Origin of the sequence: Kitasatospora sp. NPDC008115 (assembly GCF_042957205.1) — a bacterium.
Classification (GTDB): domain Bacteria; phylum Actinomycetota; class Actinomycetes; order Streptomycetales; family Streptomycetaceae; genus Kitasatospora.
In genome coordinates this window covers 1-12,547 of sequence record NZ_JBIBHU010000061.1, presented here as the reverse complement: position 1 = coordinate 12,547, position 12,547 = coordinate 1, and the positions used below count along the sequence as shown (strand labels likewise).

Sequence of the window (12,547 nt, the reverse complement as noted above, 5' to 3'; positions counted from 1 at the left end):
TGCGACCACTGCGGCCCCGGACCGCTCGTGTACTTGCCACAGCCCTCCGCGACCAGACGCTGCCCCATCGCCGTCACGATCGGGCTGTTCGGGTTCGACATGAACCACTCGGTCCCGGGGAAGGGGATGTAGCCGGTCGGGGTCGGTGTCTCGCCTCCGCCGTCGCCGCCCTCGGGCACGCCCTCTCCGAGGTTGACCCCACGGGCCGGGACCTTGAGCTTCTGCCCGACCGTCAGGTCGTAGGGCGCCTGCAGATTGTTGACGGCGATGATGTACATCTTCGGGATGTTGTACTTCAGGCTGATGCTCTCCAGGCTGTCACCGACCTGAACGGTGTGGATACCGCCGTCGTAGAGCGTGCCGGGGTCGAGCGTGCCGGCCTGGACGAGCTGGTAGAGCGGGCCGCCGGGGCACTGGGTCGCGTAGCCGTCGCGGTGGCCTCGGATCTCGTTGCCGGCGCCGTGCCGGCGGAGGTAGGCGATCGCGTCCTGGATGCCGGTGATCTGGACGCTGCTGGGCTCGGTGATGATGGAGCTGCCGACGAACGCCAGCACCGCGTAGTGGTCGCGGTTCAGCTCGGGGTTCCCGTTGGCCGAGTTCTGCGCGTTCTTGCCGCGGCCCTCGTACACGTAGCCGTGCTGGCAGACGGCCAGGCTGTAGCCGATGTCGGCCCAGTGGTTCCCGTTCATGTGCTCGTCCTGGGTCTCGCGCATCTTGCGCGGGCACTGGCTGTGCTCGACCCCGACGAACAGCGACCCGAAGTAGTGGATCTTGACGCCCTTGTTCGTCAGGACTTCGGGGTGTCCGTTCTCCGGCGGACGGGCGCCCCACTCCGCACGCGTAACAAACCTCATACATTCCCCCCAGAATCTAGAAGTTTCCGCCCGGCCAAGCCTTGCGCCGGACACGATTGACCATACGCACACATCCGATCGCAATCAAACGATTTATTTGAGTTTAGATCCATGGGGCCCGGGAAACGCGCGGAAAGGAATTAAACATGCCGAAATATGCCCTAGCGTCCGATTCATTCTGGTTAAAGTAAAGGTAAAGAGAACTTCGCCGAGATGTTTTGCCAAGGACATGCCGATATGGCCTGTGGCGGACACCCGGCCCCGCGGTCCGGAGAACTTCGCGCACCGGCCGGGAACCGCTGCCCGTCGCCGCGCGTCGTTGAGAGGGTGGACAAGTCTTCGGGAGCAAGCTGCACGCCAGGGTGCCTGGTAGCCCTCATGGGACTGGCCGGCGGGGCCGGATCGTGGAAACTCTCGGACGCGGCCCGCAGATACTGCGGCTCGTACCAGGACGAGTACGCGAATTGGGGCAGCATTCGGCACTACGAACTCCCCCTTTCGATCGCGACAGGGGCGTTTGTCGCGCTTATCGCCTATGGAGTCACGCGCGTCGCGATCCGCGGATCGGACCGGGGAGGAATATCCACGCTGGCGCCCGTAACAGCCGCAGCACTTGCCCTCATCGCGATGGCCTGGCTCCAATTCGCCTGGATCGGGACCGTCCCCGGAACAGTCAGCGACAGCGGCCTCTGCTCGGTCGGCAATATCCCCGGCTGGTGGCCTCAGTGGCTGCCCGCATAGATGCCCTGTACGGCACGTCCCGCCCCGGCGAAGGCCACGGGATCGCGGCGGGGGTCAGCGCGGTGCCGGTCTGATCCGCGGCCCCGGCTCCACGGCCGGGCGATGCGCTGCCGGCGCCGTCCTCGCTGTGGGCGACGAGGGCGTCGGCGATCGGCCAGGGCCGCAGGCCGGCGCGGCGCCGCTCGGCCCGGGTGGTCCCTCGGCTTTCGCGGCCGGGGGCTGCCTGCGGCATGGTGCGTCCTGGAGGGTGCGGACTCGGTCCGAGGGTCAGCCAGCGGCCGGCTGATACCGGCCGCAGCGCAGGAAGCCGGCGCAGGACTCGTCGGGGTCGCAGTCGTCGAGGCTGGGGCGGGCGAAGCCGGCGATGGTGTCGGCCATGAGGGTCCTCCGGTTGTCGTGTCGGGCGAGTTGTGTGACTGAGGGCTTCAGTTCGCCCCATCGCCATGTGGAGCGCTCAGCTCGCGAGGCTCTGCCCAGGGAAGTGTCCAGCGGCGCATCCACATCCGGAAGGTGGATCTTTGCAAAGACCGCGGCCTGGGAGGGCGTACGTGGGCTGACCTGCGAGGGTTCGGGGCCAGGTGGTCCGGGCGATCCTGACGTTGGCCGTTCGCCCCCCACCAAGGTCTTGCTCCGTGCCCGTCGGCGGCGGCCCGGCAGCCGTCCAGGCCGGCGGACGGGGCGACGTCACGCAGGGGCGCCGAGCGGCGGGTGCTCAAGCACGCGGGGCTTGTACTCGACCAGCTGGATGCGGCCGTCGAAGGTGCGGTGCTCGATCATCTCGAGGGCAACATCCGGATAGCCGTCGTAGATGCGTTCTTCGCCCGTGGCCCCGGTGATCACCGGGAACATCACGACCCGGAAGCGGTCGACGAGTCCGGCTCGGAGAAGGGACCGACACAGGCTGAGGCTGCCGATCGTGCTGAGGAGCCCCGAGCCACTCGACTTCATGGCGCGGACCGCCTCGACAGCGTCGCCGCGGACGAGCGTGGAGTTGGGCCACGTCAGTGGCTCCTTGAGTGAGGAGGAGAACACCACCTTGGGCGCCCTCGTGAGCTCGTCCACGGATGCCTCTTCTTCGGGCCTGAACTCGTCTTGGCCGTTCGGGACCTCGCCTGCTGCGAAGCCCGACATCAGGCGGTAGGTGTTCGCTCCCATCAGGTAGGTGGCCTCGGGCTGCCCGCCGAGCCATGCGAGGTACTCCGGGCCCTCAAGGCCCCAGAACCCGGGCCATCCCTCTCCCGATGCATGGCCGTCGAGGGAGGTGATGAAGTCAACGAGAAGCTCCGGCATGGCGGTGTCCTTTCCTGGGGTGTCACGAGCTTGCACCGACCGGAGCAACAAACTCATCGGCCGCGCTGTGAGGTAACGAGAAAACGGCCCGGTCGCTCAGTCACACGAGAATCTGGGTGCTCTGGTGGCCGGTGGGGGTCCAGGTGCGGATCTCCAGGTAGACGATCTCGGCGTCCTCGGTGGCCCGGCCGGTCTCGACCAGCCAGGTGAGCACGGCGTGGACGACGTCGCCGTGTGAGGCGGCGACCCGCTGCGACCACTCGGCGGCGGGGAAGCCGCCGGTGGCGGCGGAGCCGTAGGTGCGCTCCTGCGTGCCGTCCGCGCGCGGGACCACACCGCGCCGGAGGCCGGGCGAGTCCTGCCGGGAGCCCGCCGACAGCGTGAAGTACCGCGACTGCATCCGCACCGTCAATGCGACCCGGCCGTCCGCGGCCGCGGCCGCGTGGATGACGCCGGCCAGGTGCGCGGCACCCGACTTGATGGCCTGGCGCCCGGCGCGGCCGGCCATGCTGCCGCCCGGAGTGCCGATCACGTCCTTGCCCCGCACCCGGGCCTTCTGCCCGGTCCTCGTGCGGCGGCGCTGCACGTTCTCCTGGGCGACGGCGCCGAGCGCCTCGGGGTCGCGTTCGCCGCTGCGCACCGCGCGCACGACCTGGCGCAGCGCGTTCACCATGCTGGCGCCCTTGCCCTTGGTGAAGAACTGGGACACCAGGCTCGCGTCGCGGCCGAGCATCCCGGCGACCTGGCGCTTGGTGAAGCCCTCGTCCAGCAGCTGCTGGGTGAGGCGGGCGGCCTCGTTCGGGTGCTGGGGGTCGGCCGGACTCACTGGTCACCTCCGGCCGCCTGGTCGGCGGCGAGTTCGGCGCGGCCCAGGGCACGCAGCTTGAGGTACTCCTCCTGGGACTTCGGGTGCGGCACCGGGCCGGTCAGGTGGCCCTTGAGGAGGTAGTCACCCGGCTCGCCGCGGTAGGGCCAGGGCCGGCGCTCGGTCAGCGCGATGCCGTCCGTGCCGAAGTAGACGACCGTGCCGGGCCTGGCGTGCAGGGCGCCGGCGTAGCCGATGACGTCCTTGCCCTGCCGGTACTTCATGTCCAGCAGCGCCGCCCGCGCCCCCGACCAGACGTAGGCCGCCCACTCGGGGTGGGCATAGGGGTCGCGGGAGAAGCCGGCCTGCCGCTGCCAGGTGACCACCTGGTCGTCCTGGCCGAGGATCTCCACCCCAGTCGGGAGCTCCTGGCCGGCCGGGGTGGTGCCGGAGACCAGGCGCGGGCGCTGCGCGAAACCGCCGAGGCCGAACAGCAGCACCGAGCGGACCGCCCGGGAGGCGAGGTAGGCCGCCTGGCGCTGCCGCTCGTCCCCGTGCATGCGGGAGAGGTTGGTCAGGTCCGCCCACGCGGCCTTGAGGCGCTTGCCCCACTCGTCGAGGGGCTTGCCGTCCTCGAAGAGCAGGCCGGAGAGGACCTCGATCCGCCACGGCGCGAGGTGGTTGGCGAGGGCGAGGTGGACCTCCGCGCCGCCCGCCCAGGTGGTGAAGGTGGCTCCGGGCTCGGAGGGGTAGATCCAGGCGCGGTCGCCGGTGACGGGGGCGGGCAGCAGGCCGACGTGGTTCCAGCCGGGCGGGACGGTGACCCTGATGTTCCAGTGCGAGCAGGACATCAGCGCCTTCGTCTGCTCGGCCTCGGTCATCGCCGCGAACGCCGCTGCGGTGATCCGGCGCGGCGTGCCGACCGGCGACTTCCACAGGTGCTTGGCGTAGGCGAACGTGCGGTCGTACTCCACCAGGGCCGGCAGTTGCTCCGGCACGCGGGGCGGGAGGATGAGCTCGGTGCGGCCCTGGCCGCCGGTGGTGTGCAGCAGGCCCCGCAGTTCCTCGGACAGGACCGGGTAGCCGCCGGACCACTTGCCGGTGGTGGGGATGGTGCGCGACCACAGGTCCCGGCCGGTCTGGCTCGGGGAGCCCATGAGGACGGCGTCGTCCCAGTGCCGGCGCAGCGCCTGCCACAGCAGTGTGAACGCCTGGCGGCAGGTCGTCGCGTCGGCGCCGTCGGGGTCGAACCACTCCCCCATGGAGCGGATCTCGGTGGCGTGGCTGTCCGGGGCGGAGGCGGGGGCGTAGCGGCCGACGGGCTGGCGCTGGTGGACGAAGTGGCCGGCGAGTTTGTCGCGGCCGGAGCCGACGGCGGTGGTCCACCGCTCGGAGGGGGTGTTGAGCCAGGCGGCGACGGCGTCCTTGAGCGTGGAGTAGCGTTCGGCGCCGTCGTGCCAGGGGGCGCCGGCGGTGATGTAGATCCGCTCGGTGCCGGGCGCGGTGGCGAGGACGGCGTCCAGGATCTCGCCCGGGGTACGGGCGCCGAGGTCCAGGCGCACCACCCGGTCGCGTACCGCGAGGTCGCCGGTCGCCGCGTCCAGGAACACCGTCGCGCGGGCCTGCTGCGTGAAGTTCGGGCGCTTGGACACCAGACCGGTCGTCACCGCCTCGAACCGCGCGCCCGCCGGGCCCTCGGGGAGGGCGGGCAGCTCACGCGGACCGGCCTCGGCCACCGGATGCAACGGCGCAGCGACCGAAGCCGCCGGGACGACCGGCGCAGCAGCGGCGGGCGCGGCCGGGGCGGGCTGCTCGACGACGGCGGCGGGGCGGGTCAGTGCCGGGGCCACTGCGGCGACCGGCTCGGCCTCGGCCACGGGCGCCGGAGCGGGCGAAGCGGTGACGGCGGCCTGGTCGTCGGCCTTGGCGGCGCGGACGGCGGCCGGGGTCGGGTCCAGCAGCGGCGCGATCCGCACGACATCGCCGACCGACAGGCCCGAGGCCTTCGCGATGGCCGGCGCCTGGGCGCCCTCGTACCCCGCGAGCCCGGCCACCCGGCGCGCGCGCTGGGCGGTGAGCTTGTCCAGCTCCTTCCGCGCGGCCGCGACGGCCTTCTCGGCGGTGTACGTCTTGCGGTCCATCAGGCGTCGGTCTCCGTATCCGTGTCGATGCGCCGTAGGGCGGCTTCGAAGACGGGAACCAGGTCCTCGGTCATGACGTAGCCGGTTGTGCGCTGGTAGGACGGGTTGTCCGGGTCGTATTGGGCCTCGACGGGCTGGGGCATGCCGGTGGGCCAGCGGCCCTTGGCCGTGCCGCGGTTGATGGCCTTGGTGATCGCCCCGGACCGTCCGCGCAACGAGTCCGACCCGTTCGGGCCCCGGAGCTGCTTGGCGGCCGCCCAGCCTTTGCCGGCCACGGCGTGGCGGATGATCTGCGTCGCGTTGGTCGGCAGGTCCCGCAGCAGCTGTTCCGCCCGGGTCTCGGTCCACTGCGCGTCCTGTACGGCCTGAACGCTCTGGTGCTTGGCCAGCAAGGCGAACAGCTCGCGGGCAAGTTCGTCGGGGACATCCTCCAGGATGATTCTCATTTTGACCCCTTTAAACCCTTGATCTCGGCTAACTCCACAGACAGTAGCGGCGCCTGATCTGTTTATCAAGGCGATCAGATCGGGTTTAGACCTAGGTCTTTTTCGAAAGGGGACTCACCTTCCGGCCAGTCGGCCGCAGGGCCGGCTCGATCGCGATCGACGCCCGATTCCTGACGCCGCTTGCCGGTTCACCGGGCCGGATTCGGAGGATGCCTCCGTCATCGCACGTGCGGTACGTGCAGGAGCGCCCGGACGAGACCCGTGGCGGCCGCCGCCAACCGCCGAGTTCCCCGCTATGACGAACCGGCAGGCGATGGATCGGGCAGAGGGCACGGCGGCCGACCTCGTCGCGGACGCCTTGGCGCTCGGCGTGGACAGGGCCGGCACGAGGATGGTGACGGACCGGGTCGAGTCGGGCCTGCTCGCCGATCCCTCACCACGCAGGACCATGCGCAGCGGCAGCGACGCCCGCGTGTTCAGCCCCGAGCACGAGCCGGTTCTCGGGGTCGCTCGCGGGCGAGCGGAGCCGCGGTGGCCCGCTGTGCACAGCTCAGTCGCTCGGCGTACTGCCACCGCTCTGCTGCTGCGGCCGCGCTCGGTGCCGGCCGCGATTCCCGGGTCGGCCCGGGTTCCTCTTCGCGCATTTCGGGTGGTGGCGTGACAACCTGGCTGCCGCGTGCCTGAACTCCTGCTGTGTGGCTGGTCGGCACGGTGAATTCCCGGCTCCCGCCCTTGCACGGGGCGGCGTGCCGCACGGCTCGCGAGGCCCACCGTGCGTCGGGCAGGTTGAACCACAACGGTGTCCGGAACGGTGCGAAGGTTCCAGGTCGGCCCGGTCGACGGGTCGGCCGGCACCCGGGCGGGACAGTCCGACCTGATCCCGGAATCCGCACGGCAGTCCGATGCCTGTTCAGGCACAGGAAGCCGGTGCCGGTGCGCACGGGTCACGGCTGACCCCTGCACCTTCGCACGTGAGGCCTGGACGGGAAACGGCGCTGCGATCGAGCATCACATGGCGACCGGTCGCGACCGTCGGAAAGTCGCTGACTGTTCGTCATGGTGCTTGCTTTGCAAGCACTTTATCTTCCCCTTCCCTTGGAGGTCTGCGGTGTTCCATCGTTCCGGTCCGCCCGGCAGGGCGCTCGGCGCCGGCGCCGTCCTGTGTCTGGCGCTCACCCTCACCCTGCCGACCGTGCCCGCCCTGGCCGCACCACCGGGGCCGGCTGCCGAAGCCGACCCGCTCCCCGCCCTTGTCGCCGGAAACGGCACCGCCGCACCGCAGTTGGTGACGGGGCTGTCGGATGCGGCGCCCGGAACTCCCGCCGAGGCGGCCCTTGCCCACCTCGCGGCCCACCCCGACCGCTACCACGTCGACACCGCGCAGCTCAGGGTGCTCGCGGTCGAGCACTCGGCCGACGGACGCACTACCGTCCGCTTCCAGCAGTACCACGGCGGGCTGCCGGTGCGCGGCGGCCAGTACCTGGTGCACCTCCTGGGCGAGGGTGCCGACCGCCGCGTGGAGGCGGTCGGCGGCAAGTACTTCACCGGGCTGACGGCCCCGACGGCACCGGCCCTCCCGGCCGAGGCGCTGCGCACGGCGGCACTCGACTCGCTCCCCTCCCCGCAGGCCCGGTCGGCGGCCACCGTGGACGACCTCGGCCCGACCGTCCTGCCGGGCGGCACCGGGCGGCTCGCCCAGCACTTCGTCGTACGGTTCACCGATCCGTCGACCGGGAAGCCGACGGCCCGGGAGACCTACGTCGACGCCACGTCCGGCACGGTCGCCCTCGCGTACGCGACCCCCGCCCCCTCCACGGCCGGTGCCGACGGTCCCGCCGCCGCCCGAACCGCGGCCACGACACCGCCCGCGAACCCCGCCCCGGCCGGCGAGCCCGCTGTCGGCACCGCCACCGACCTCCGGGGCCGTACCGTGCCGGTGAACATCGCCCGGATGCCGGACGGGAGTTACCGGCTCGTCGACCTCACCCGCGGCTCCGGCCTGTCCACCTACGACGCGGCCGGGCAGTCCTACTTCCAGTTCCAGGGGAACCTGCCCGAGGGCAGCGTGCCAGTCTCCTCCGCCGGCCCGGACTTCCCCGCCTCGGCGGGAGCCGGCGGCGCCGTCGACGCCCACCGCAACGCCGCCGCCGTGTACGACTTCTACCGCGACCGTTTCGGCCGCGACGGAATCGACGGCACGGGCGGTCCCGTCACCTCCGTCGTGAACACGAGCGACGCCGGCGAGCCCTGGCCCGGCGCCATGTGGAGCGGGAAGATGCTCTACGGCAACGGCGATGCCGAGCACCTTCCGTTCTCCGCCGACCTCGATGTGACCGGCCACGAGATGACGCACGGTGTCATCCACAGCACCGCGAACCTCGATACGGGCGGGCAGCCCGGCGCCATGAACGAGGGGCTGGCCGACTACATGGGGGCCGCCGTCGACGCGACCGCCAACGGCATCCCGATGACCGACCCGCGGGCCGCGCTGATCGGCGGAAGCCTGTGCCACAGCGGCACCCCGCAGGAGTGCGCACGCCGTCGCCTGGACGGCCACCGCACCACCGCCGACCACTTCGTCGGCGCCGACCCGACCCTCGACGCGGGCGGCGTGCACGTCAATTCCATGATCTTCAGCGGCGCGCTGTGGGACATCCGCCGTACCCTCGACCCGCTGACCGCCGACCGGCTGGTCTACCGCACCATCACCTCCTACCTCACCCCGCTGGACGACTTCGTGGACGGACGCCACGCCGTCCTCGCCGCCGCCCGTTCACTGGGCCTCGACCGCGCCGCACTGCGCACCGTCGCGGCCGCGTTCGACGCGCACGGGATCAAGGCCGGCTGGCAGGACAGGATCCGCACGGACAGCCAAACCCTGCTGCGCGGCACCGCCGGCGTCGACCGGCCGGCCGTGGGCGGTGGACGCTGGGTCATGAACGTCTCGGAGGACGCCGACGACTGGGGCCCGCTCTTCACCGGTTCGACCACCTCCTCGGACACCCCCGTCCGGCTCAGTCCGCAGGACGGACGGCAGCACACGAATCCCGCCACGGACGGCCACACGGCAGCTTGGCGGACAACGGAGCACAAGGTCAGCGGCGATGACATCCAGACCGTGCGGACGGTGATGACACGCTCGCTGTCCGGCGGCCCGGCCCGCACCGTGTTCACATCGACCAACGGCATCGGTGACGTGCGGGTGTCCGGAGGGGACATCGCCTTCCTCGCCGACCGCCCGGGGAGCAACGTCCCCGGGGTCTGGCTCTCCCACGACGGCGCACCCGCAGCCGAACTCCCGCTACCGGAGGGACACGCCCGGGACGGGCTCACCCTGAAGAACGGCCGAGTCGGTTGGATCGAAACCTGGATCGACGGTGACAATTCGGTCCAGGCGCCGACGATCCACTCCATCGCCACTGGACAAACGACCCAATACCCGATGACCCGGGCCGGAACGCACGGAACGCCCCCCGGCATCCCGGGCGTTCCCAAGAGGCCGAAGCGTTTCATGGGCGATCCGCACTTCGTGGGCGATCGGCTGGTCTGGGCGGAACAGGCGCCCAATGGCGGCATCGGCATCCGATCCGGTGCCGCGGACGGTTCCGGGGTCACCGACCTGGTCCCCTCCGACGCACCGCTTGCACCGTTGACCAAAGAAATCACCGTCAGCGACCAGGCTGTCACCTTCGAACGTGAACACGATCGCCCTGCCAGCAGTTTGTCCAACGCCGACCTCTCCAAGCTGTACCAGGTACCGGTCACCGGTGGCACCCCGGTACGCGTCTCCTGCAACCGGGGACGACAGAGCCTCGCTGCAGCCGACACCGGCACCCGGGTGGTCTGGATCGACGGCACTCGCGGCCGTGTCGACCTGATGGTCCGCGACCGGCCCGCCCGTTCCTGCTGACACCTGTCGCCGTGACGTGTGCCCCCGAAGCCCGAAAGGCTCCGGGGGCACACAGCCGATCCACCACTGCCGCCAGGACTTCGCAGGGTCTGGCGCAGACATGGGCATCTGTGCCGAGAACGGCAGGCATCACGGCTGTTCGAGTGGTGGAGATGCTGCGCCCGGCACGAACGGCGCCAGCCGGTGAGCCCCTGGAGGCGATGCGGGCACCGTATGGCCCGGGGCCTTGTCACCGCCGCGGGGCACCCGGTGGGCGTTCCGCGCCTTCCAAGTTCCTCCCGGCTGAGCCGGGGATATCAACAGAGCGCCTCGTGGCGCACAAGGTCCGCTCGACGACCCAACGTTTCGGCAGGACCTGGAAGCCGGTGGCGGTCGGACGTTTGACGACCTCCACGTCGGCGCTGAGGCGTGTTTTGTGGTTGATCACGGTGTTGTTGCAGCCGCGCCGTCGACCCAGACCTTGGCCACGGCCGCCTGGTCGGCGGCGAGTTCGTCGAGTACTCGCTTGCCGCCGGCGGAGTCCTGGACCGACGCCGCGGTGCCGATCACGGCGAGCAGGAGGCCAAGGGCGTCGGTGGCCAGGTGGCGCTTACGACCCTTGATCTTCTTGGCCGCGTCGACACCTCCGTGCCCGAGGCGACCTGACCGGCGCACATTACCCCCCCGTTACCGTCTTCGTGGCCCCGCAATGGGGCCACCGGCCTTCGGTTCCGGCATGACTCCCCGTTTTGTTCATGATCCGGGGGGGGTGGTGTCACCGGGCCCGAAGGCATCGACGGACCGCTGATGAGGGGCTTGAGCATCGGCTTCACCCGAGCCGAACGAGCGCTCCGTAACGTCGCCGCCCCGCGGCGGGGCCGGGCCGTGCGGGCGCCGGTGACGCAAGTGTCGAGGCTGATCCCCGTACCGGCGGGGCCGGAGGATCATCCGAGTCGGAAGCCGAGCGGTCGGGCCGTCTCGTCCGGGTTGCCTGTGTTCCGGGCACGATCCGGCGCCCCCTCCGGGCACCCGGAGGGGACGAGCGGCCACTACCCGCCGGTTCGGGCTGACTGCCGGGAAAAGTCTCTGCAACGATCCGACCGGGGGTTCGGCCGGCGCACGCATTGGCACTTTCGACGTCGGCAACGCGTCACGGCCGGCCCTCGTCCCCCCGCCGTCCGGCGGGGTGGTGTGGCGCGTGATCCGGAGGCCCGTAATGACGACGAACACCAGGAAGCTCGGAAGGACCGTGGCCGCGGCGGCACTGGCCGCCGCCGCCGTGGTCGGCATGGCGGGGAGCGCCGGGGCGGCCGGCCCCAAGCGGGTGATCTGGCATCCCGAGTGCATTCGTGCGGAGCAGACTTCGGAGCCGTGGAACCTCGGCTCGCTGAACGCGACGTACCTCTGCGGCAGGGGCTTCGGGGTCAAGATGCCCGTCTACGAGCTCACCGACGGAACGACCCACCGCTTCTTCGTCGGTTCGGACCACGGGGTGTGGACCATCTGGGAGGACCCCGAGGGCCACCTGGCCATGGCCCCGCTCGGCGGCCCGGTCGCGTCCGACCCCCGCATCAGCGACTACAGCGGCAACTACATCAAGCTGGAGGTGACGGGCACGGACGGCAACACCTGGTACAAGACCCGCAACGCCAACGGCTCCTGGAGCGGCTGGTACCGCTAGAAGCTGTTCAAGGTTCGGATCATGTGGCTGAGGTCAGGAGCTTCCGCCACATGATCGACCCGCGAAGGTGTAGGCCTGCTGTGTAGCTTTCGGGGCTCTTGTCGAATCCGGTGGCCAGGCCGCGCCATGTCTTGATCTTCGGGAAGCACCGCTCGACGGTGTTGCGCTGTCTGTAGCGGCCCGGATCGAAGGTGACCGGCCTGCCACCGGCGGAGCCCTTCCGCTTCCTGTTCGCCGCCTGGTCCGCCTACTCCGGCGTTCCGTCACCGAGGCGGCCTGCGCAGCCACGCACACAACCCGGACACCCTGATCACACCCACCCCACGTACCGCCCGGCATAAGAACAGCCGAACCCATGACACCACTCGGATGATGCGGTACACCGCCCCGTGACACCGATACAAGCCAGTGAGCACACCACCGTCATGACACCAGCGGTACACCACCAGCCAACGCCGCCGACCTGCTACACCACACCCGAACCTGACGATCCATCAGTGCAACACCCAGCAGGGACGACACCGACCCGGCCGATCGCGCGCTGAGGACACGACTGCTGTCCCGCGTCAGATGATCTTGACTGTTTGCGTGTGTCCTGAACGTGAAGGTGGGTTCGTTGTAGGAAGAACCAACTGATGCGATGTTGCGTGGGAGATGAAGGTTGTGGCCCTTCGGAGTCGCCCTGCGGGGGGAGGCTCCA

General features: G+C 70.5%; 7 protein-coding genes and 2 pseudogenes. 2 read left to right on the top strand and 7 right to left on the bottom strand.

The window, feature by feature from the left end:
* From ACFZBX_RS36485 to ACFZBX_RS36465, 5 genes are all read right to left on the bottom strand, one after another.
* Nucleotides 1-854: LysM peptidoglycan-binding domain-containing protein (locus ACFZBX_RS36485; RefSeq protein WP_391538116.1), on the bottom strand; the 854-nt coding region annotated here is incomplete at its 3' end.
* Nucleotides 855-2,279: 1,425 nt separating this feature from the next.
* On the bottom strand, nucleotides 2,280-2,885 hold the full coding sequence (locus tag ACFZBX_RS36480) for a dihydrofolate reductase family protein (RefSeq protein ID WP_391538115.1): 606 nt from the start codon (nucleotides 2,883-2,885) through the stop codon (nucleotides 2,280-2,282).
* Between the two features lie 100 nt (nucleotides 2,886-2,985).
* Nucleotides 2,986-3,711, bottom strand: a complete 726-nt coding sequence (locus tag ACFZBX_RS36475; protein WP_391538114.1) for a helix-turn-helix domain containing protein — start codon at nucleotides 3,709-3,711, stop codon at nucleotides 2,986-2,988.
* Entirely contained in the window at nucleotides 3,708-5,831 is a 2,124-nt protein-coding gene (locus tag ACFZBX_RS36470) for a hypothetical protein (RefSeq protein ID WP_391538113.1), read from the bottom strand. The genes ACFZBX_RS36475 and ACFZBX_RS36470 overlap by 4 nt, the downstream gene beginning before the upstream one ends.
* A complete protein-coding gene (locus ACFZBX_RS36465) occupies nucleotides 5,831-6,277 on the bottom strand; it encodes a hypothetical protein (RefSeq protein WP_391538112.1) in 447 nt (148 codons plus the stop codon). The genes ACFZBX_RS36470 and ACFZBX_RS36465 overlap by 1 nt, the downstream gene beginning before the upstream one ends.
* Before the next feature lie 1,012 nt (nucleotides 6,278-7,289).
* On the opposite strand from ACFZBX_RS36465, the gene ACFZBX_RS36460 reads away from it, so the two are divergent.
* Nucleotides 7,290-10,187, top strand: a complete 2,898-nt coding sequence (locus ACFZBX_RS36460; protein WP_391538111.1) for a M4 family metallopeptidase — start codon at nucleotides 7,290-7,292, stop codon at nucleotides 10,185-10,187.
* A gap of 423 nt (nucleotides 10,188-10,610) precedes the next feature.
* On the opposite strand, the pseudogene ACFZBX_RS36455 reads toward ACFZBX_RS36460, so the two are convergent.
* Nucleotides 10,611-10,814: pseudogene (locus ACFZBX_RS36455) on the bottom strand (transposase); the annotation flags it as partial.
* A 568-nt stretch (nucleotides 10,815-11,382) separates the two neighbouring features.
* On the opposite strand from ACFZBX_RS36455, the gene ACFZBX_RS36450 reads away from it, so the two are divergent.
* Nucleotides 11,383-11,847, top strand: coding sequence for a hypothetical protein (locus ACFZBX_RS36450; RefSeq protein WP_391538110.1), 465 nt, complete (start codon nucleotides 11,383-11,385; stop codon nucleotides 11,845-11,847).
* A gap of 19 nt (nucleotides 11,848-11,866) precedes the next feature.
* On the opposite strand, the pseudogene ACFZBX_RS36445 reads toward ACFZBX_RS36450, so the two are convergent.
* Nucleotides 11,867-12,091: pseudogene (locus ACFZBX_RS36445) on the bottom strand (IS5/IS1182 family transposase); the annotation flags it as partial.
* Between the last annotated feature and the right edge of the window lie 456 nt (nucleotides 12,092-12,547).

Coding starts and splice junctions, on each gene's coding strand:
- ACFZBX_RS36480 (WP_391538115.1), bottom strand. CDS start 2,885: ATGCCGGAGCTTCTCGTTGACTTCATCACCTCCCTCGACGGCCATGCA.
- ACFZBX_RS36470 (WP_391538113.1), bottom strand. CDS start 5,831: ATGGACCGCAAGACGTACACCGCCGAGAAGGCCGTCGCGGCCGCGCGG.
- ACFZBX_RS36465 (WP_391538112.1), bottom strand. CDS start 6,277: ATGAGAATCATCCTGGAGGATGTCCCCGACGAACTTGCCCGCGAGCTG.
- ACFZBX_RS36460 (WP_391538111.1), top strand. CDS start 7,290: ATGGCGACCGGTCGCGACCGTCGGAAAGTCGCTGACTGTTCGTCATGG.
- ACFZBX_RS36450 (WP_391538110.1), top strand. CDS start 11,383: ATGACGACGAACACCAGGAAGCTCGGAAGGACCGTGGCCGCGGCGGCA.